Below are 20042 nucleotides of genomic sequence, written 5' to 3' on the forward strand. Positions count from 1 at the left end.
GACATCCCGGGTGAAATTCGGTGGCACGTGCAAATGTGGCCGGAGAACGAGCCGGTTAGGGTGCGTGCATGGCTCTGCTCGATCGCGTGTTGCTGGGTCCCGGTCCGTCCAACCCGTACCCGGAGGCGACGCTCGCCCTGGGTGCGCCGTTGCTCGGCCACCTCGACCCCGAGTTCCTGCGGTTGCTCGACGAGACCTGCGCGCGGCTGCGCACCGTGTGGGGCACCGCCAACCGGCGGACGCTGCCGCTGTCCGGCACGGGGTCCATCGGCATGGAGGCCGCCTTCGCCAACACCGTGCGCAAGGGCGACGTAGCCGTCATCGCGGTGAACGGCCTGTTCGGCGAGCGGATGTGCGATGTCGCCGGGCGCTACGGCGCCGAGGTGGTCCGCGTCGACCACGAGTGGGGTCAGCCGGTCGACCCGCAGCGGGTGCTGGACGCTCACCCGAGGCCCGCGATCGTCGCGGCCGTGCACGCCGAGACCTCCACCGGTGTGCGCAGCGACATCGCCGCGCTCGCCGCCGCCGTCCGCGCGCGGGACGAGGGCGTGCTGGTGATCGCCGACTGCGTGACCTCGCTGGCCGGTTCGCCGGTGTTGATCGACGACTGGGGCGTGGACCTCGCCTACTCCGGGACGCAGAAGTGCATCGGTGTCTCGCCGGGCCTCGCGCCGTTCACGGTGTCCGAGCGCGCCTGGGCGCGACGGGTGCCGCACCCGCCGACCTGGTACCTCGACCTCGGCCTGATCGGCGACTACGTCAGCGGCGGCGCGGGCGGCGGCCGGACCTACCACCACACCGCGCCGGTGGCGATGATCGCCTCGCTGCACGCCGGACTGGGCCGGGTGCTGGAGGAGGGGCTGCCCGAGGTCTTCGAGCGGCACCGCCTCGTCGGCACGGCCCTGCAGAACGGCCTGGAGGAGATGGGCCTGAAGCTCTTCGCCGCCGAGGGCCACCGGCTGCCCCAGCTGACCTCGGTGTGGGTGCCGGACGGGGTGGACTCGGCGGCGGTCCGCAAGCGCCTGCTGACGGAGTTCGGCATCGAGATCGGCGCGGGCGCCAAGGAGTTCGCCGCCACCGTCTGGCGGATCGGCCTGATGGGCCACAACGCCAGGATGGACCGCGTCGAACTGCTCCTCGGCGCCCTGCGCAAGGTGCTCTAGCAGGTGAAGGTGAGTTCGTCGGAGTAGCGGTCGTCGGCGAGGTAGAAGCGCGCCGACAGGGTGCGCTCGCCGAGGTCGAACACCGACCGCCACAGGGTCCGGATCGGGTAGGGCACGTCGGCGCCGACGGCGTCGAAGTTCACGGCGTCCACCGCCGCGCGCACGCCCGCTCCGGACAGCCTGGCCTCGGTCTCCTTGCTGAGCCTGCGGTGGCGCTCGTAGGTCAGCATCGTCTCGGCGTTGTCGGCAGGGAGTTCGCCGGAGTGCTTGTGCAGCAAGTGGTTCGTCACGCACAGGGCGCCGCCGTCGCCGTCGGTGATGTGCTCGTCCCCGCCCGCGTCGCGCTCCCACACGAAGCAGTCACCGCTGGCATCAGCGATCAGGTAGTGCAGCGGAGTGCCCAGGTCGTACTGCTTCGCGCCGAGCAGCGCGGCCCTCGCCTCCTCCGCCGTCGCGCAGGTGTCCAGGACGAAGCGGGGGAGCTGGATGCTGGAGAGGCCGACCTGTGGCCCCGCGGCGACGGGCTCGCCCGCGGTCTCCGCGTCGGCGATCAGCAGCACCACCGCGAGCCCGTGCTCGTTGATCCCGTCCATGCAGCCGTCCAGCGTGTCCATGGTGATCAGCGTGGTCGCTGGACCGTCGGTCGGCTTGCTGCGCACCACGAAGGGCCGCGACGCCATCGGCGGTTCGGAGCCCCCGGTCGGCTGGCCGCCGCTGAGCATCGCGAACAGGTCCGCAGCGCTCGTGGTGAAGAAGTCGTAGTTGCGGCCGAGCAGTCCCCGGCCCTCCTCGGTCGCGCCCGGCGGGAGGAAGGTGGCCGAGCACGCGGAGCCGTTCGGCACGCCGCTGAGACCGTCCACATAGTACTCATCGGCCTCGAAATCCAGCCCCAGAGCCAAAGCCGCGCCCCGCATACGCTCATGGTGCTGCGGCCAGTTGCGCTCGAACCACAGCCGCCGCGCGCGGGCCGTCCGCCGGTCGGCCGGTACCGGGCGCCAGCCGTAGGAGCGCGCCGCCTCCTCCGCCAGCGCTCGGCCGATCTCCTCTTGCTCGCCCGAGACGGTCAACTCCCGCACGATCATGAAGTCCGCGTTCGTGCCCGCGATGATGTCCTTCTGCACAGCCATGTCAGTTCTCCTGCTCTCTCCACATGGGCCACACGACGGGCCCGTCGGGCAAGGTGATCGTTGTTCCGGTGAGCCGGAACCCGTGCCGCTCGTACAGCGGCACGTTGCGCGCCGAACTCGCTTCCAGGTAGACCGGGACGTCGGCGCGACGCAGCCGTTCCGCGAGCAGCCTGCCGCCGAGGCCTCGCCCCTGTTTGCCTTGCGCGACACCGACGAACGCGAGATAGAGGTGATCGCGCTCGGTGGAGTGGTTGCGCGCCAATGCGTTCACCAGCGATCGCAGGCGCGGTGGCAGCTCCACCTCCGGTCCCGCGGCCAAGTCCTGCCCAGCCGCGACCGGAAGCCACACCGCTGCGGCGCCGTCGTCGAGCACGGCCAGCTCGCCCGCCGCGGCCGACGCCTCGACCAGCGGGGCGAACACCCGTGCCGCCGAGGCCCGGCGCTGTTCGACCGGGCCTGGGAACATCCACGTGACCACCGGGTCCGCCGCGAAGGCGTCGCACAGGATCCCGGTGGCGAGCTGCGTACGCTGTATCGACCTCACGCCGAAGACTGTGCCGACGTCCTCCCGCGAATCGCAATGAAGTCAGGGTGTTGTGCCGCAAAACCCCAGGTCGCCGTCGACATGTGTACTAGTACACTTTGAGGCATGACCCCGCCGTACCGGAGCATCGCCGCCGCTATCAGGGCCCGGATCGAGGCGGGTGAGCTGCGCCCCGGCGAGCGCGTTCCCTCCACGAGGGCGCTGACCCGCGAGTGGGGCGTGGCGATGGCGACGGCGGCCAAAGCCCTGGACCTGTTGCGGCAAGAGGGTTTGGTGGAGGCCCACCCCGGGGCGGGGACGGTTGTGCGCAGCAGAGGGGCGAAGCCGCGCCGGGAACCACCGCCCGGCCAGACCCTGACCCGGTTCCGCATCACCACGACGGCCATCCGCGTCGCCGACGCCGAAGGGCTGGAAGCGGTGTCGATGCGCAGGCTCGCCACGGAACTGGCAGCGGGGCCGATGTCGTTGTACCGGCACATCGCGGGCAAGGAAGAGCTCGTGCACCTGATGCTGCGCCAGGTCTTCCGCACGCGTCCGCTGCCCGATCCACCGCCGAGGGGCTGGCGGGAGCGGCTGGCCGTCGTGTGCCGGTTGCAGTGGGCGCTCTACCGTGCGCACCCCTGGCTGCCCGAACTGATCTCGGTGACGCGTCCGCTGCTGATCCCCGAGGCGATGCTGCACACCGAGTGGACGATGGAGGCACTGCACGGCCTGCCGTTGACCAAGGAGGAGCAGGCGCGGGAAGCCTTGACGCTGCCCGCTTTCGTCCGCGGCCTGGCGCTGTCGGGAGCGGCGGAGCAGGCCGCGGTGCGGGCGACCGGCCTGACGACCAACCAGTGGTGGCTGGAGCACGAGGCCGAGGTGCGGGCGCTGTTCGCCTCCGGCAGGTTCCCCCGGCTGGCCGCGCTCAGCACCGGGGTCCCGGAGAACCTGGACGTGCTGTTCGAGCACGCCCTGCGCCGTCACCTCGCGGGCATCGAGGCCCGGCTGCGCGCGCCGTAGTCGCCCATCCCGTTCTCCAGCAGGTCGAACGCCTCGTCGATCACCCGCGCCTGCCGCAGCCGGACCTCCTCGATCGGGACGCCCTCCAGGATGCGGTCCACGGCGGCCTCGAAGATCGAGGCCATGGTGGCGGTGATCTGCGTCGCGAACAGCCGGGCCGTCGTGGGGTCGACCGACTCCGCCTTCAGCGCCTCGGTCAGCGCCTCGCGCATCTGCGCGGTCTGCTCGTGCATCCGGCCCGCCAGCGCCGGGCTCGCCTGCAGCACGCGCCACAGCGGGACCAGCCCCTGGAAGACGCCGGAGAGCGCGTTGCCCGTCGCGAGCAGGTGGTGCTGGTGCCCGCGCAGCGCGGTGACGATCGACTCTCCCTCCGCCCGCCCGGCGAGCACCCGTTCCACACCGGCGACGAACTCGGTGAACCGGTTGAGGAACATGTCCTCCTTGCGGGGGAAGTGGGTGAAGACGGTCATCTTCGACACCCCGGCCGCCGCGGCGACCTCCGCGACCGTGACGTTGTCGAAGCCGCGCGCCAGGAACAACCCGACCGCCACCTTCGAGATGTGCTTGCGGGTCGCCTGTTTCTTCAGCTCGCGCAGACCTTGCTCGGCCACGGCGCGCAGCTTAACTCCGTGCCGGGGAGGCGTGGGCCGCCACGCCTCCCCGTGCGCTCACGACGGGTCGACCTCCTCGACACGCTGCGTTCCGTTGCGGACCCGGAAGGACTTGGCCAGGCGCGCGGAGCTGTCCGGCTTGGTCCGGTCGGCCAGGAAGTACCAGTCCATCCGCAACGAGGACGGCGTCACGTCCAGCACGGCGGCTCCGTGCGAGTCGTACTCCACCCACTTGACGTGCCGGTTGAGCCCGCGCAGCGCCTTCTCCGCGATCACCGCGGCGGTGCGCGGTGGGACGTGCAGGATGTCGTCGATGTTGTCGGAGGTCACCGACGGGCAGACCAGCTCCGTGGCCAGCGACGGGCTCAGCGGGTAGAGGCCCGCGTCGGCCGGGACGTCGCACGCCCACGACGAGTGCACGTCGCCGGTGAGGAACACGGTGTTGGTGACCTTGTTGCGCCCCAAGGCATCCAGCAGTGTGCGGCGGTCGGCGGTGTAGCCGTCCCACTGGTCGGTGAACACCACCCCGCCCTCGGCGGGCAGACCCAGCAGCGACAGCAGCGGCCCCAGGATGTTCGACGGCAGCGGTGGGATCAGCGTCGGCGAGATCATCACCGGGTTCCCGACGAGCTTCCACCGCGCCGTCGACGAGACCAGCCCGTCCACCAGCCACGTCAGCTGCTCGCCACCGGCCAGCGAGCGCTTCGGGTCGTCAACTTCGCCGGATAGGATTTTCACCTGCTTGGACCGGTAGGAACGCAGGTCCAACATGGAGAGCTCGGCGAGCGTGCCGAAGCGCAGCTTGCGGTAGAGCCGGTCGCCGGTGTTGCGCACGGGCATCCACTCGAAGTACGCCCTGCGGGCCGCGGCGCGCCGGGCCGCCCAGTCGCCCTCGGTCGCCGGGTCGTGGTTGCCCGCCCCGCCCGACCAGGCGTTGTTCGCGACCTCGTGGTCGTCCCAGGTGATCGTCCACGGCACGGCCGCGTGCAGTCGCTTCAGGTGCGGGTCGGTCTTGTATTGGGCGTGGCGCTTGCGGTAGTCCGACAGCGTCAGCACCTCGCGCGCGGGGGAGTGCGGGCGCACGGCGTAGCCCACCGGGAACTCGCCGGGCCCGTGCTCGTAGAGGTAGTCGCCGAGGTGCACGACCAGGTCCAGGTCGCCGCGCTCGGCCAGCACCCGGTACGCCGCGAAGTGCCCGGCCTGCCAGTTCGAGCAGGAGACCACGCCGAAGCGCAGGTGCTGCACCGCGGCGTCCGCGGCGGGCGCGGTCCGGGTGGTGCCGGTGTCGGAAACCGCTTCGTTGAGCCGGAACCGGTAGTAGTAGGTGGTCGCGGGGCTCAGTCCGGTCGCGTCGACCTTGACCGTGTGGTCCCGTCCGGGGCCGGTCGTGACGGTGCCCTCGGTGATCACCTGGGTGAACGCCGGGTCCGCTGAGACCTGCCACCGCACGTCGACGTCGGGGCCGGCACCGGAGCCGGGAAGCGACTCCGGCGTGGGCGTGACGCGGGTCCACAGCAGCACCGTGGTGGGCAGCGGGTCGCCCGAGGCCACACCGTGCTGGAAGACCTCGCCGGAGGTCGCCGTGGCGGGCAGGGCGGTCAGCCCGGCCGCGCCCACCGCGAGGCCCGTGGCGCGCAGGAGGGTACGCCGATCGAGAGGGATGCTCATGTTTCTGGCCTACCGGCAACCCGCGCTCCGGCGGAAGCCCGACGATCAGGTATTCATCAGCTGACCTTCTCGTTGCCCCGCAAGGCTTGCCGAGCGGCAAGCAGGCGCAGTTCCGCTCGTGCGGCGGCGGGCTTGCTGCGCCGCATCCCGGCGGCGACGCAGCGCTGCACCACCTGCGGCTGTTCCCGCCACAGGCGCAGGCCCCTGCGCAGCAGCACCGGCACGGGCTTGCGAGCCTCGGCCACGTCGCGGGCGAACCGGCGCGCGGCGGTCAGCGACGCCGACGGCGCCAGTACGAGTGCGTCGGCCAGCACCCCGGCCGCGCGGCAGCCGTCCACGATGCGGTCGGCGAACAGGCCCTCGGCGATGAACAGCGGCGAATCCGCGCAGGCGACCGTGCGTTCGCCCGAGCGGCTGTCAGTGGCGATGTCGTAGATCGGCGCCCGCACCCGGCCGGATTCGGCCAGTTCGGTGATCGCGGCGACGGCGTCCCCGGCGTTCCACGCCTCGGGGTGGTCCCAGTCCACCGCGCCGGTGCCGTCCCGCGGCAGCAGCGGGTCGCGGCCCTCGCGGTAGAAGTCGTCCAGCCGGAGCACGGGCCAGCCCAGGTGGGCGGCGAGGGTGGACTTCCCGGAGCCGGACGGACCGGCCAGCAACACGACGCGCGCGCGAAGGGTGGAAGACGACACGGGGAACAAGTCTCGCACGTGGGGCCTCGATTCCGACAGCGCAGGTCATCTCCTCGGCCTGCGCGGTTCCCCGTCTTCGTGCCCACCCGGCGCGGAGGAGAGTGTCGGTGCGGGCGGGTAGCGTCCCGGACGTGAACGACGCACTCTTCGACGGCGGGCTGTTCGGGCAGGAGGTGGCCGAGCGGGCCGACGAGCAGATCGCCGCGAACGCGCCGCTGGCCGTGCGCATGCGGCCCCGCTCGCTGGACGAGGTGGTGGGGCAGCAGCACCTGCTCGGCCCCGGTGCGCCGCTGCGCAGGCTGGTCGAGGGCGCCGCGCCCGCATCGGTGCTGCTCTACGGCCCGCCGGGGACCGGCAAGACCACCCTGGCCACGCTCGTCTCCAAGGCGACCGGGCGGCGTTTCGTCGCGTTGTCCGCGCTGTCGGCCGGGGTGAAGGAAGTGCGCTCGGTGATCGAGGAGGCCCGCCGTCGCCTCGGCCGGGCCGCCGAGTCCACCGTGCTGTTCATCGACGAGGTGCACCGCTTCTCCAAGACGCAGCAGGACGCGCTGCTCGGCGCGGTGGAGGACCGCGTCGTGCTGCTCGTCGCCGCGACCACGGAGAACCCGTTCTTCTCCGTCGTGTCACCGCTGCTCTCGCGGTCGCTCGTGCTCCAACTGCGCTCGCTCACCGACGACGACGTGCGCGCGGTGGTGCGCAGGGCCGTCGAGGACGAGCGCGGGCTCGGGGGAGCGCCGACCCTCGCCCAGGACGCGGAGGACCACCTCGTCCGGCTCGCCGCGGGCGACGCGCGCCGGGCGCTGACGGCGCTGGAGGCCGCCGCCGAATCGGCCAGCTCCACGGGCGCCGCCGAGATCGACCTCGCCACACTTGAGTCCACAGTGGACAAAGCGGCGGTGCGCTACGACCGCGACGGCGACCAGCACTACGACGTGATCAGCGCGTTCATCAAGTCCATCCGCGGCTCCGACCCCGACGCCGCGCTGCACTACCTCGCGCGGATGATCGAGGCGGGCGAGGACCCGCGCTTCATCGCCCGCCGCCTCGTCGTGCACGCCAGCGAGGACATCGGCATGGCCGACCCCACCGCGCTCCAGGCCGCCGTCGCCGCCGCACAGGCCGTGCAGCTCATCGGCTTGCCGGAAGGACGGCTCGCCCTCGCCCAGGCCACCATCCACCTCGCCACCGCGCCCAAGTCCAACGCAGTGATCACGGCCATCGACGAGGCGTCCCGCGATGTGCGCAAGGGCGCCGTCGGCCCGGTGCCACCGCACCTGCGCGATGGCCACTACAAGGGCGCGGAACGTCTGGGCCACGCGCAGAACTACCGCTATCCGCACGACGCGCCAGGCGGTGTGCTCGCGCAGCAGTACGCCCCTGACGAACTCGTCGGCAAGGACTACTACCGCCCGACCAACCACGGTGCCGAACGCGTGCTGGCCGAGCGCCTTCCCAAGCTCCGCCGCGTCACCCGCGACACTCCGCCGGACTAGGGCGGAGTCAGGTCATGGCTGAGCACTCGCGATAACCGAGGGGGCCGGTGCGCCCCGACAGGAACAGGCCCAGGTGCTGTTCGGTCGGGGCGAGGGCTCGCACGGCCGTGCACACAAGCTGCTGCACGGCCTCTTCGGGCAGGCTGAGCACGGGGATCGGCACGGTCAGCGTGGTCCCGGAGAGCGTGACTCTGCCCGAGGTGAACGGCAGTTTGGTCACCAGGCCCGCCGAGCGCTCCGCATCGGTCGGACCGCCCAGCAGCAGCTCCACCGCCTGCGCGGGCGCGAGCGGCTGGCCGGTGGCGCGGCTCGCGGGCTGCAGCTGCTCGCCGGAGAGGAAGTACAGCACCGCGCCCTCGCCGCCCGCGGGCAGGATCGGCGCGGGCCCGGCGCGGACGATCTCGGTCGGCCGCACCCCGCACCCCGCCAGCAGGAGCAGCACGACGAGCACCAGAAAGCGCCTCACACCAACACCCCCGGCAACCTGAGCACGAAGCACGCGCCGCCGCCGGGCCGGTTGCCCGCTTCGAGGGAACCGCCGTGGAGCCGGGCGTTCTCCCGCGCGATCGCCAGGCCGAGCCCGCTGCCCTCGGAGCGGGTCCGCGCGGAGTCCGCCTTGTAGAAGCGGTCGAACACGCGCGGCAGCACCGCTTCGGGCAGGCCGGGGCCGCTGTCGCTGACCTCGATCACCACACCGTCGTCCTCCCGCCGCAACCGCACCAGCACGGGTGGCGCGCCGTGACCCAGCGCGTTGCCGACCAGGTTGGCGAGCACGATGTCCAGCCGCCGCCGGTCCAACCGCGCGACCAGCCCTTCCGGCAGCTCGACGTCGACGGAGTCCTGCCAGCCGCGTGCCGCGAGCGTGTCCCGCACGGCGGTCGCCACATCCCACTCGTCCAGCTCGAGACCGGCGCGGCCCGCGTCGAAGCGCGAGATCTCCATCAGGTCCTGCACGAGCCGCGACAGCTTGCGCGTCTCGCCCGCGACCAGGCGCGCGGCCACCGCGGAGTCCGGCGGCATGCGGTCGGTCTCCTGCTCCAGGATCTCGATCACCGCGGTCATCGCGGTCAGCGGCGTCCGCAGCTCGTGCGAGACGTCGGCGACGAAGCGCCGCGCGTCGGACTCCATCCGCCGCAGTTCCCCGACGTTGTGCCGCAACGTGGCCGCCGAGGTGTTGAAGGTGTGCGCCAGCTCGGCCAGCTCGTCACCGCCGCGCACGCGCAACCGCGTGTCGAACTCCCCGTCGGCGAGCTTGCGCGCGGCGTGGTTGAGCTCCCGCACCGGCCGCAGCACGCTGCGTGCGGCGAGCAGGGCGATGCCCACGGCGACCAGCAGGGCCAGTGCGCCTGTGACCCACGCCCACGCCGCCAGCCGGGAGATGTCCGCCTGCGAACTGGCCAGGCTGATCTGCGCGTAGATCTCCAGGCCGGTCGGCTCGACGACGCCGACGCTGTTCTGGGTGCGTACCGTCATGCCCACCATCAGGTAGGGCGCGGACTCCGACCACAGCCCGCGTTGGAACAGCACGCGGTCGCTGTCGTGCACGGCGGCACGGAACTCCGTCGGCAGCTCCTCGGTCGGCGGCCCGCCCGTGGAGCGCAGCTCTCCCCGGTAGAACACCGCGACGTAACCGCTGAGCCTGCGCTGGAACGCGTCGAGATCGCGCTGGGTCGGCGGCAGCGGCACGGTCGCCGCGAACGTGCTGACCTGCGTGCGCAACATGTCCATGGCCCGGTCCTGCACGCCCTGCAGGATCGTGTTGCGCGCGGACAGGTAGCTCGCGCCGGTGGTGGCGATCACCGCGCCGAGCGCGACGGCGGCGAACGCGGCGACCAACCGCAGTCGCAGCCCGACCGACCACCGCCTGCCCACGTCGGCCTACGACCGGTCGAACCGGTAGCCGAAGCCGCGCACCGTGCGCACGTGTCTCGGGCTGCCCGGATCGTCCTCGATCTTGGACCGCAGCCGCTGCACGCACGCGTCGACCAGCCGTGAGTCGCCGAGGTAGTCGTGGTCCCACACCGCGCTCAGCAGCTGCTGACGGGACAGCACCCGGCCCGGCGTCCTGGTCAGCTCCAACAGCAGCTTCAGCTCGGTGGGGGTGAGCGGGACCGGCTCGCCGCCCTTCGTGACCACGAGAGCCGTGCGGTCCACGACCAGATCGCCGAAGTGCTCGTCGCTGGTCTGCTGCTCGCTGGCGGCGCGGCGCAGGACGGCGCGGATGCGGGCGTCGAGCACCCGCGGCTCGACCGGCTTGACCACGTAGTCGTCCGCGCCCGCCTCCAGGCCGGCGACCACGTCGAAGTCGTCGCTGCGCGCGGTCAGCACGATGATCGGCAGGTCGCCCTCGGCGCGGATGCGGCGACACGTCTCGAACCCGTCGATACCGGGCAGCATCAGGTCGACGAGCACCAGGTCCGGGCGCTGCTCCTTGAGGAACGCCAGCCCCTGCTCGCCGCTGTCCGCCACGTGCACGTCGTGCCCCTGCCTGCGCAGCGAGAGCTGGAGGGCTTCGCGAACGGCACGGTCGTCCTCCACCACCAGGACCATCGCCACGGCGCCCATTATCCAGGTCTGTTGCACAACCATGACAAACCCGGCACAGAACTCGGACACCCCGCCCGGAGCATCGATGGCATGGCAACCAGCGACGAAGCACAGCCCAGGACCTGGCCGCTTCCCGTCGCGGGCGCGTTCGGAGCACTGATCGCCCTCGGCGTGACCTTCCTCGCCTACGTGCACACGGTCACCGGTCAGCGCGCGGAGAACGGCGCCGTGCACCAGGCCCAGACCGGCGGAGTCGCCGACCCCGCGTTCTCCTTCCTGCTCAAGGGCGGGATGGGCACCTTCCTGCTCGGTGCCGTCGCGGTGTTCACCCTCGGCGTCGGTGTGTTCCGGGCCCGGTTCGCCGGGGCGGTCACCGTCATCGGCGTGATCGGCGGCTCGGCCCTGCTGACCGAGCTGCTCAAGGACGTGCTGCTGGAGCGGCCCGACCTCTACGCCACCTCGGTCGCCGGGCACAACAGCTTCCCCAGCGGGCACGTGACCGGCGCGATGGCCGTGCTGGTCGCGTTGGCACTGGTCAGCCCGTCCCGCCTGCGCCCGTTCGTGCTCGGCGGGGGCTCGGTCGTCGTCGCCGCGGTGGCCGTGGCCACGGTCGGGCTCGGCTGGCACCGGCCCAGCGACACCCTCGGTGGCTGCCTCGTCGCGGCGCTGGTCGGCTGTCTGGCCGCCGCCGCGCTCTTCTCCGCGAAGGCGAAGCCGGGCTCCGCCGCGTTCGCCGGTCGCGCCCACCCGCACCCCGCGTGGTTCATCGGAGCGCTCGTGGTGCCCTCGATCGTGCCGATCGCGGGGCGCGTGGTGCTCGGCTCGGCCACGTCGGCCCCGGAGCGGCTGGACGTCTCGATCATGCTCGCCGCCGTCGGGGCTCCGGTGGTCGCGCTCGCGCTCGTCGCGCTGCTGCACGGGACCGAGCTGGTGCGCAGGGACGTGGCGGCGGGCAGGCACCACGCCGCACACCACTGTGAAACACTTGTACGGCAGCATGTTTAGAGGAGAACTGGCCGGATGCGAATTGTGTTGACCATGGTGGTCACGCTGCTCGTCGGATTGGGTGCGCTGTTCTACATCGAGCCGACGAAGCCGATGCCCGGCGAGGCGTACGTGGAACTCGTCAACGTCACCGGGGACGACGAAGCCCCGAAGTGCGCGCTGGACGCCCGGTACTCGAACGAGGCGCCGCGCGGGCTGCGCGACGACGTGCTCGCGGCGTGGAACACGCTGAAGAGCAAGGCCGCCGCCGAGGGCGTGCAGATGTGCCTCAACGACGGCAAGCGCAGCGCGTGGCAGCAGCAGGCGGAGTTCGACAGCGCCGTCCGCCGCTTCGGCAGCGCGGAGCAGGCCAGCAAGTACGTGCTCACGCCCGAGGCGTCAAAGCACGTGCAGGGCGTCGCCGTGGACATCCAGCCGCTGTCCGCGGCGTCGTGGGTGGAGCGCGGCAACGGCAAGCTCGGGTGGTGCAGGCGCTACCAGAACGAGACGTGGCACTTCGAGTTCGACCCTTCCTATGTGGGCGGCTGCCCACCGATGCTGCCGAACGCTCTTGCGTCACGCTGATCGTTCCGCGTACGCGGTGCGACCGTTCGGGCTAAGTTCTCCGAGCATGAACACAGTGCACGTCGCCGCCAGTGAGGACTACCGGCGCGCCCGCGCCGAGCTGCTGGCGGCGGAGAGGGAGCTGCGCGCGGCCGCCGCCGTCGTCGCGGCGCTTCGCGCGGCCCTGCCTCCGGGGCCGGAGGTCGACTCCTCGTCCCCGCTGACCACCGCGGGCGGCAAACCGATCACCCTGGACGACGTCTTCGGCGAGCACCGCACGCTCCTCGGCTACCACCTGGCTTTCGACGCTTCCGTCGACGAGCCGGACGAGGCGAGCGCCCGGGAGGTCGACGTCCTCGACGCCCAGGTCCCGTGGCTGCGCGAGCGGACCGCCATCGCCGTCTTCGCCCCGGCCGCGCCGCACCGCCTGGCCCGGCTCGCGCAGCGGCGCGGCTGGCGCTGGATCGTGCCGATCTCCACTCAGCCCGGCGAGCTGTCCGACCGACTCGGCCTGTGCGCGGACGCCGCCGAACCCGCCCTCACCGTCCTCGTCCGCGAGGGCACCACCGCGCGCCTGCACTGGCACGGCCGCGCCCCGCTCACCGCCCGCCTCATGCACCTCCTGCCCCACCCGTCGTGAACCCAATGGGGCATTGGTTACGTCTGACGTAACCAATGCCCCATTGAGTACGTATCACCAGCCGTCGATGGGTGGGATGGCGGCGACGGAGTGCAGCGGGTTGGGGACCGTGCCGTTGGGGTGGATGGCGTGCCGGTACGACAGCTCGGCGTACCCGGTCTGCAACAGGCGGTCCCCGTTCAACGGGTAGCGGGCGAACGTCGGGCCGAGCAGGTCACCGTCGTCCATTCGCTCCGCCACGTCGGGGAACCGCGCGCGGTAGGCCTCCACCTCGCCGCGGACGATGCCCCACAGCCGCTCCTCGGCCAGCCCGTGGTGCGTCGCCAACAACCCGGACAGCGGCCGGAAGACCCCGACCAGCAACGCGTCGACCAGGTACTGCCGCAGCACGCGCCACGGCTTGCGGGGCAGGACGCGGTCGTGCGAGTCCGGCTCGGGACCGCGCTCGGCGACCGGCTCCACCGACACGTTGACGTCGTCGATCAGGTCCTTGATCACCGCCCGCGCCGGCCGGCCGTCGGGGCCGCTGACGATCAGCACGTTCTCGCCGTGCGGGTTCACGGTGATCCCGTAGCGGTAGAGCACGTGCAGCAGTGGCCGCAGCAGCACGCGGGTCAACGCGGCGAACCACGCCTCAGCGTCACCGCCCGAGCGGTCGATGTACTCGCTGACCAGCGGACGCCCCGCCGGGTCGACGTGCAGCAGCGCCGCGAGCGACCACGAGTGCCCCTCCTCCGGAACCGGCTCGCGCCAGATGCAGCCCAGCGTCTCCAGCCAGGTGTACGGAGCGCCGTCCACTGTGGACAGCCTGGGGTGGCGAACGGTCACCGAAGCGACCTCGCCGAGCATCACCGCGCCCCACTCGGCCAGCAGCTTGTCGGAGTTCCACAGCCCGCGCAGCCACTGCGTCACCACGGGCGCCGCGAGGGTGCAGTGCGGCGGGATGCCGCGCCACACGGCCGTGTTGAGGATGCGCAGCGGGAGCTTGACCTGGAACCGGTCCGGTCTGTCCACATTGCACATCGTGCGGATGGACTGGGTCGGCCGGTAGTGGTCGACTGCCTCGCCGAGCACCACGATGCGATCAGTGGCCAGCTCCGGCGCCCACAGCGTGCGCACCACGTGGTCCAGCTGCCACGGGTGCACAGGCAGCCACACGTAGGCCTCGGCGTCCAAGCCGCGGTCGGTGAGCACTTTGGTGAACTCGGCGCGGGTGGACTGGTCCAGCTCCTGCTCGACGACCGCCTGCTCGGAAAGCCTCGGTGTAGCCCGGAATTCCGCCAAGCCACGGTGCACGGCGAGCCAGGGGAGCCGAATGCGCTTGCGGGCCTCCGGGGCGTACAGGGCCTGGTCCGACGCGGAGAACCCGACACGCCCCTTGTTCGCCACCAACCACGGGTGGCCCGTGAGGTGGCCGTCCAACTCCGCGTGCCCCAACGAAGCGAGCTCCGCCGAAGGCACCGCGGTCTTCGTCATCGCCACGTCGGCCGTGAGCGTCGAGGTGACCTCGTTGAGGTAGTTGGCCAAAGTGGACGGATGGATTCCCACGCCGGGAGCGGCATCGGTGAAGAACTGCTGCACGTCGTCGGCGCGCTGGGCGATGTCGTCCCCGAGAATCCCCGAAGCCGCGCGGGTGACCGACGACGGGTCGACGGACCAGCCGCCGAAGGCCGTCCGCGACGCCGAGAACACGTAACGCGCACCAGGGAAACGCAGCTCGTACGAGGAGTCCTCCAGTGCCACCGGCGACAGGATGCCCTCGAAGGACAGTTCGCCGATCGCCTTGGCCAGCAACGCGATCGAGCACTGCCGCCACAGTTCGCGGTCGCTGGTCACCCGGCACCTCCCGGAACGGCGAAGCTGGTGTACGCGGTGTTCTTGGGCAGCCGGTACAGCTCCCGTCCGCTCACCGAGTTGAGGATCGTCGCGTTGCGGAACGCGCCGATGCCCAGGTCGGGCGCTGCGACGCCGTGGCTGTGCAGGTCCGCGTTGGACACGTACACGCGTCCGGTGACCGTCGCGTCCAACTCGATGGAGTGGTCGAGCGCGATCTTGTAGCGGCCCTTCTCGTCCCTGCGCACCAGGTTCTCCATCGGTGCCAGGAACGCGGGCTTGCGCTGCTTGTAGCCGGTCGCGGCGACCACGAGGTCGGTCACGTGCTCGAAGGTGCGGCCGGTGTCGCGGTGGCGGCAGGTCAGCACCGCGCGCCCATTGGAGTCCACAGTGGACCCTTCGATGGCGATGCCGTTGCGCAGCTCCACGTCCGCGAGTCCAGGGGCCAGATCGCGTTGGTAGAGCACGTCGTGGATGGCTTCAAGGGTCTCCGTCGAGATGCCCTTGTAGTGCCGCCACTGCTCCGCGACCAGCTCGTCCCGCTTGCTCTGCGGCAGATCGTGGAAGTAGCGGATGTACGCCGGAGTGGTCATCTCCAGCACGAGCTTGGTGTAGTCCAGCGGCGCGAAGGAGACCGTCCTGGTCAACCAGCTCACCGCGCCACCACCGGCGGCATTGCGGCGCAACAGGTCCAGCGCGACCTCGGCGCCGGACTGCCCGGAACCGATCACGGTCACCCGGCCCGCCGCCTCGACGTCGGAGGAGCGGTGCAGGTAGTCGGCGGTGTGCAGCAGCTTGTCGCCGGGCAGTGCGGCCAGTGCCTCGGGCACGTTCGGCTCGGTGCCGACACCGAGCACGAGGTCCTTGGCCTGCATGACCGAGCGGCGTCCGTCGGCGTGCACGACGTGCACCGTGAACAGCGACGCGCCCGCGTCCCACCGGACCGCCTCAACGCGGTGCGACCACCGCACGGACGGAAGCTTCGACACGGCCCAGCGCAGGTAGTGCTCGTACTCGCGCCGCGTCGGGTGGAACTGCTCGCGCACGTAGAACGGGTACATCCGATCCGTGTCGTGCAGGTAGGACAGGAACGACAGCGGGTGCGTCGGCGCGACCAGGCTCACCAGGTCGGCGAGAAAGCTCACCTGGAGCATCGCGTCGTCGAACATCAGCCCCGGGTGCCACCGGAACTCCGTGCGCGACTCCAGCACCACCACGTCCAGGTCGTCAACAGTGGACGCCAGGGCCGCCAGGCCCAGGTTGAACGGCCCGGCACCGATCGCGATGACGTCGTGTTTGCTCTCGACCGTTTCGGTCACGGCAAGTCCTCCTCAGTTCGTGGGTAGACCAGCAGCGCGGCCGTCTTGTTGGGCAGGGTGATCTCACCCCGGTGGTGGAAACCCCCGCTGCGCAGCGCCCGGATCGCGGGCACGTTGCGCACATCGGGTTCGAGGACCACACGGGTGCAGTCCTCGTCAGTGTCGAGCAAAGCTCTGGCCAGCAACGGCATCGTGGTGCTCGCGATACCGCGCCCGGTCCACCTCGGATCACCGATCGCCAGGTGGACGCCGAGGTCGTGGGGAAGCGCCGGATACGCGGCGGCGAGCTGGTCGCGGATGACGCGGTAGATCTCCACGTACACCACGGGCTCGCCGTCCTTCATCAGGAAGCACGGCCGCGAGTGGTCGCCGGACAGCTGACCGATCAGCTCCTCGCGCCACTTCTCCTTCGGCCAGTCCTGCTTCCAGAAGCGGGACACGTGCGGCTCGTTCATCCAGCGGTGCACCAGCTCCAGGTCGTCGCCGTCGGGCGATACCAGGCGCAAGGTCCACTCACCGGTGAGCGTGGGTACGGGGATCACGCGACCACCTGAACGAGCGGGTTCGGCATGTCGAGATACACCGACTGCGCGTCCAGTGGAGCCAGCACCTCGTCGATGCCGTGCAGTCGGGTCAGCAGATTCCCCTTGCCCGGCAGGCTGTCCGCGCTCAACCACCGCGTCGCGAGCCGGTCACCGTCCGGCCCGGCTTCCGCGAGGGCGGGCAGCGCGGCGGTGAGCCGTCCGGCCATCACGGCCAGCAGCTCGCGCTCATCGGCCAGCCCCTCCACGCCGAGGCAGCCGATCACGGCCAGCGCCTGGTTGCGCAGCAGGTAGTAGGACAGCCGTTCGTCCACAATGGAGTCATCGACGACCGCGAGCGTGGACTCCTCGATCCGCAGCCGCTCCAACAGGGCGGGCAGGTGCGAGGACGCCAGGTAGTAACCCTGGTTGTCGCGGAACGCCGAACCCGCGACACCGCCGTCGGAGTCCAGGCGCACCAAGGTGTTCTGCTGGTGGGCCTCGAGGCCGATGCCGGTCGAGGCGTACAGGTGCAACATCGGCACGAGCACGCGATCGGTGTAGTCGGCAACCCAACGCGAGGCCGCGTCGGCGCCCCGACCGGCGACGATGGCGCCGAGCGCGCTCCGCCCGAGACCCGGGCGCGGCGCGACCAGCCCGGCGAGGCAGCGGTAGTCGGTGACATCGGCGGGAACCTCGCGCACCGCGACGTCGAGCCCGGTGATCTCCGGCCCCTCGGCGCGGCCCGGCTCGTCCACCGCGATCCACGCCGGGTCCCGGACGATCGAGAAACCCGGGAAGGCGCCGTAGGTCGACGCGGTGTGCCCGGCGTCGATGAGCCGGTTGATCTCCAGGCCGCGCTTCAGCTCAGTGCGCGTGGACTCCCGCCGCGAGTTGGTGATCCGCAGGCCCAGCGAGAGCTTCAGCATCACCGGCGCGTCCGAGCGGTAGACGGTGCGCAGGCTGGAACTGGCGTACCACTCCGGCCCCAACTCGCCGAGCGGCTGCAGGCGGCCGGACTCGACGAGCGCCTTGATCCTGGGGCGCAGCAACAGGTTCCGCGCCTGCCACGGGTGCGCCGGAATCAGCACTCGACCGTCGTGCGGACCGCCTTCGGCCAGGTCTGCCATCAGCTGCACGGCGTCCCGCCCGCCCAACGACGGAGCACCCGCGACGGCATCGTGCGACACCACCGAAGGGTCGGCCGCGAACCACGACAGGCGGAACTTCCCGCGCAGCTCGGCCGCGTATGCCCGAGCCTCGTCCGGGTGCACGCCGTCGCGGCTCTTCGGCGCAGGGTGGTGCAGGTGCCCCAGCAGCAACGCCTGCTCCGCGTCGAGGAACGCGTCCACGTCTACGTCCGCGTCCGGGTTCGCGCGGCGATCCGCGATGAACTCCGTCACGCGGCGCACGGATTCCGCGGTCCGCTCAACGAGATCGGCCACCTCGCCGGTCGGAACGCCGCCCGTGCGAGCGCCACCGCGGGCGGCGGCCTCGGTCGCGATCAGGTTCACCGCGAGCACGGGGTCGGCGGGGGACAGCTCACCGCCGTCACCGCGGCGGATGCGCACCGGTGCGAAGCGGTGCCAGCCGGTCGCCGAACAGTGCGTGACCTCGGTGACCAGCGCCAGCCCGGACGAGGGCAGCTCCACCGAGAGCGGCCCCGGCAGCACCTCCACGCCGGTCTCCTGGAGCCAGCAGCGCAGCAGCGCTTCCAGGTGCGCGTGCTCCGCGGTGGCGCGAGCGTCCGGGTGGTCGAGCGGATCTGCTTGCAAGACAACGGCTTCTGTGGTGGTGGTCATGCTGCGCCCTCCTGGTGCGCGAGCTTGCGTCCGGTGCTGATGACCAAGTCGATCAGCGCGTCGATGTCATCGACACCGGCGTTCGGGTTGAGCAACGTGAACTTCAGGCAAGTGACAGAGGGCGATCCCGGCTCGTCCGGGAACGCGGAGGTCCGGCCCAGCAGCGCCTGCCCCGACCGCAGCAGGTCCCGCCGCAGCGCGCCGTTGAGCTCGTCCGAGCCCCGGTACCGGAAGACGACCGTGGTGAGGTTCGCGCCCGCGACCAGCTCCAGCTCCGGTTCCGCCGCGATGCGGGATTCCGCGTGCAGCGCGAGGTCGTGGCAGGTGTCGAGCATCGAGCCGAGCCCGGTGCGGCCGTAGGCGAGCAGCGTCGTCGCGACCTTCACCGCGTCCGGTCGCCGCGTGGTCTGCAGGCTCACCCCGAGCAGGCCGTCGTAGCCCTGCTCGCCGTCGTCGGCCGGGTTGAGGTAGTCGACCTGTCGCTCCAGCGAGCTGAACGCGGTCCCGTCGGCCACCAGCAGCACGCTCGCCGCGGAAGGCTGCCAGCCGATCTTGTGCAGGTCCACCGTGATCGAGTCGGCCAGCTGGAGCCCGGCCACCTTCGGCGCCAGCCGGTCGGAGAACAGCGCCCCGAAGCCGTACGCCGCGTCCGCGTGGAACCACATGCCGTGCTCGCGGGCGATCTCGCAGATCTCCGGCAGCGGGTCGACCGAGCCGAAGTCGGTGGTGCCCGCCGTCGCCACCACCGCCAACGGGATCTCGTCCGCGTTCAGCCCGGCCAGCATCTCCACCAGCGCGTCCGGCCGCATCCTGCGGTCGGCGTCCACCGGGACCGCGCGCACCGCGGCCTCGCCCAGCCCGAGCACCGCGCAGGCCCGGTGCGTGGAGAAGTGCGCCAGCTCCGAGCAGAACACCACCGGCTTGCCCAGCGCGGCCACGCCGTCGGTGCGGATGTCGATGCCGAGGCGCCGCGCCACCGTGTCCCTGGCGAGCATGATCGCCATCAGGTTGGACAGCGAACCGCCCGGGGTGAGCACGCCGTCAGCGCGCTTCTCGAAGCCCGCCAGGTTGGCCAGGGCCGCGACCAGCCAGCGCTCCACCGCGATGCCCGCGGGCCCGGAGTCGTAGGTGTCCTGCGAGGCGTTGCTCGCCCCGGCCAGCGCGTCGGCGGCCACCGCGACCGCGAGCGGCGGCGGCTGCAGGTGGGCGGCGGCGAACGGGTGGGTCAGGTCGATGCCCTGTTCCACGAGCAGCCTGGCGACGCGGTGCAGCGCCGCGTCCGGGCCCACCCCGGTCCCCGGGATGACCGCGGGGCCGAGCCTGCTGGTGACCGCGCCCAGCACATCCTGCGGGGAGCCCGCGGGCAGCGGCCCGGACGGGCGGCGCGCGGTGCTGGCCCCGCCGACGGCACGGGCGAGCGCGGCCGCGACCTCGGCCAGGCCCTCACCGGTGCCGGCCAACGGGATTGTCGAGGTAGTGCGTGGACGAGGCGGGGCCTCGGCGGCCGGCAACACGGCACCTCCGGAGGGGAGCAG

The 20042-nt window shown here is 71.6% G+C and carries 19 protein-coding genes; 6 read left to right on the top strand and 13 right to left on the bottom strand.

Going from position 1 to position 20042, the window contains the following annotated elements; all coding sequences use genetic code 11:
- The first annotated feature begins 68 nt into the window (after positions 1 to 68).
- A complete protein-coding gene (locus BLT28_RS38485; RefSeq protein ID WP_030430099.1) occupies positions 69 to 1163 on the top strand; it encodes a pyridoxal-phosphate-dependent aminotransferase family protein in 1095 nt (364 codons plus the stop codon).
- On the opposite strand, the gene BLT28_RS38490 is transcribed toward BLT28_RS38485, so the two are convergent.
- Together BLT28_RS38490 and BLT28_RS38495 are read right to left on the bottom strand one after the other, a co-directional pair.
- A complete protein-coding gene (locus tag BLT28_RS38490) occupies positions 1160 to 2290 on the bottom strand; it encodes a C45 family peptidase (protein WP_030430098.1) in 1131 nt (376 codons plus the stop codon). The two genes, BLT28_RS38485 and BLT28_RS38490, sit on opposite strands and share 4 nt — an antisense overlap.
- A gap of 1 nt (position 2291) precedes the next feature.
- Positions 2292 to 2834, bottom strand: coding sequence for a GNAT family N-acetyltransferase (locus BLT28_RS38495; RefSeq protein WP_052407417.1), 543 nt, complete (start codon positions 2832 to 2834; stop codon positions 2292 to 2294).
- Between the two features lie 105 nt (positions 2835 to 2939).
- On the opposite strand from BLT28_RS38495, the gene BLT28_RS38500 reads away from it, so the two are divergent.
- Positions 2940 to 3836: a TetR/AcrR family transcriptional regulator C-terminal domain-containing protein gene (locus BLT28_RS38500; protein ID WP_030430096.1), complete on the top strand. Its 897-nt coding sequence runs from the start codon at positions 2940 to 2942 to the stop codon at positions 3834 to 3836.
- Here the strand turns inward: BLT28_RS38500 and BLT28_RS38505 are convergent.
- Genes BLT28_RS38505 through BLT28_RS38515 form a run of 3 tightly spaced genes read right to left on the bottom strand, consistent with a single transcriptional unit; the run spans position 3797 to position 6804 of the window.
- On the bottom strand, positions 3797 to 4447 hold the full coding sequence (locus BLT28_RS38505) for a TetR/AcrR family transcriptional regulator (RefSeq protein WP_030430095.1): 651 nt from the start codon (positions 4445 to 4447) through the stop codon (positions 3797 to 3799). The two genes, BLT28_RS38500 and BLT28_RS38505, sit on opposite strands and share 40 nt — an antisense overlap.
- A 57-nt stretch (positions 4448 to 4504) precedes the next feature.
- Positions 4505 to 6115: an alkaline phosphatase D family protein gene (locus BLT28_RS38510; protein WP_030430094.1), complete on the bottom strand. Its 1611-nt coding sequence runs from the start codon at positions 6113 to 6115 to the stop codon at positions 4505 to 4507.
- Between the two features lie 56 nt (positions 6116 to 6171).
- Complete coding sequence (locus BLT28_RS38515; RefSeq protein WP_231950557.1) at positions 6172 to 6804, bottom strand: uridine kinase family protein; 633 nt, start codon at positions 6802 to 6804, stop codon at positions 6172 to 6174.
- 131 nt (positions 6805 to 6935) lie between these two features.
- Between BLT28_RS38515 and BLT28_RS38520 the strand changes: the two genes are divergently transcribed.
- Positions 6936 to 8297 (top strand): replication-associated recombination protein A, encoded by a 1362-nt coding sequence (locus BLT28_RS38520; protein ID WP_030430092.1) that lies wholly within the window; start codon positions 6936 to 6938, stop codon positions 8295 to 8297.
- Positions 8298 to 8304: 7 nt separating this feature from the next.
- Here BLT28_RS38520 and BLT28_RS38525 read toward each other — a convergent pair whose 3' ends face one another.
- From BLT28_RS38525 to BLT28_RS38535, 3 genes are read right to left on the bottom strand one after another with little or no spacing between them, the layout of a single operon-like run.
- Entirely contained in the window at positions 8305 to 8763 is a 459-nt protein-coding gene (locus BLT28_RS38525) for a hypothetical protein (RefSeq protein ID WP_052407415.1), read from the bottom strand.
- Entirely contained in the window at positions 8760 to 10169 is a 1410-nt protein-coding gene (locus tag BLT28_RS38530; protein ID WP_030430090.1) for an ATP-binding protein, read from the bottom strand. The genes BLT28_RS38525 and BLT28_RS38530 overlap by 4 nt, the downstream gene beginning before the upstream one ends.
- 6 nt (positions 10170 to 10175) lie before the next feature.
- Positions 10176 to 10853, bottom strand: a complete 678-nt coding sequence (locus BLT28_RS38535; protein WP_043811874.1) for a response regulator transcription factor — start codon at positions 10851 to 10853, stop codon at positions 10176 to 10178.
- 81 nt (positions 10854 to 10934) lie between these two features.
- Here BLT28_RS38535 and BLT28_RS38540 point away from each other — a divergent pair, with 81 nt between their 5' ends.
- Genes BLT28_RS38540 through BLT28_RS38550 form a run of 3 tightly spaced genes read left to right on the top strand, consistent with a single transcriptional unit; the run spans position 10935 to position 13032 of the window.
- Positions 10935 to 11849: a phosphatase PAP2 family protein gene (locus tag BLT28_RS38540; protein ID WP_052407414.1), complete on the top strand. Its 915-nt coding sequence runs from the start codon at positions 10935 to 10937 to the stop codon at positions 11847 to 11849.
- Positions 11850 to 11864: 15 nt separating this feature from the next.
- On the top strand, positions 11865 to 12413 hold the full coding sequence (locus BLT28_RS38545; RefSeq protein ID WP_052407413.1) for a D-alanyl-D-alanine carboxypeptidase family protein: 549 nt from the start codon (positions 11865 to 11867) through the stop codon (positions 12411 to 12413).
- 46 nt (positions 12414 to 12459) lie between these two features.
- Positions 12460 to 13032, top strand: a complete 573-nt coding sequence (locus BLT28_RS38550) for a DUF899 family protein (RefSeq protein WP_162184854.1) — start codon at positions 12460 to 12462, stop codon at positions 13030 to 13032.
- Between the two features lie 54 nt (positions 13033 to 13086).
- Here the strand turns inward: BLT28_RS38550 and BLT28_RS38555 are convergent, their stop codons facing one another.
- The 5 genes from BLT28_RS38555 to BLT28_RS38575 are packed head-to-tail and all read right to left on the bottom strand — an operon-like array spanning position 13087 to position 19967.
- A complete protein-coding gene (locus BLT28_RS38555; RefSeq protein WP_030430085.1) occupies positions 13087 to 14868 on the bottom strand; it encodes an IucA/IucC family protein in 1782 nt (593 codons plus the stop codon).
- The gene (locus tag BLT28_RS38560) at positions 14865 to 16184 is read right to left on the bottom strand and encodes a lysine N(6)-hydroxylase/L-ornithine N(5)-oxygenase family protein (protein ID WP_030430084.1); all 1320 of its coding nucleotides are present in this window, start codon (positions 16182 to 16184) and stop codon (positions 14865 to 14867) included. Before BLT28_RS38560 ends, BLT28_RS38555 begins: the two co-directional genes overlap by 4 nt.
- A complete protein-coding gene (locus BLT28_RS38565) occupies positions 16181 to 16726 on the bottom strand; it encodes a GNAT family N-acetyltransferase (RefSeq protein ID WP_052407412.1) in 546 nt (181 codons plus the stop codon). The genes BLT28_RS38560 and BLT28_RS38565 overlap by 4 nt, the downstream gene beginning before the upstream one ends.
- The gene (locus BLT28_RS38570; protein ID WP_052407411.1) at positions 16723 to 18507 is read right to left on the bottom strand and encodes an IucA/IucC family protein; all 1785 of its coding nucleotides are present in this window, start codon (positions 18505 to 18507) and stop codon (positions 16723 to 16725) included. The genes BLT28_RS38565 and BLT28_RS38570 overlap by 4 nt, the downstream gene beginning before the upstream one ends.
- On the bottom strand, positions 18504 to 19967 hold the full coding sequence (locus BLT28_RS38575) for a pyridoxal phosphate-dependent decarboxylase family protein (protein ID WP_231950558.1): 1464 nt from the start codon (positions 19965 to 19967) through the stop codon (positions 18504 to 18506). The genes BLT28_RS38570 and BLT28_RS38575 overlap by 4 nt, the downstream gene beginning before the upstream one ends.
- Positions 19968 to 20042: the final 75 nt, after the last annotated feature.

It is taken from the genome of Allokutzneria albata (genome assembly GCF_900103775.1).
GTDB classification, from domain to species: domain Bacteria; phylum Actinomycetota; class Actinomycetes; order Mycobacteriales; family Pseudonocardiaceae; genus Allokutzneria; species Allokutzneria albata.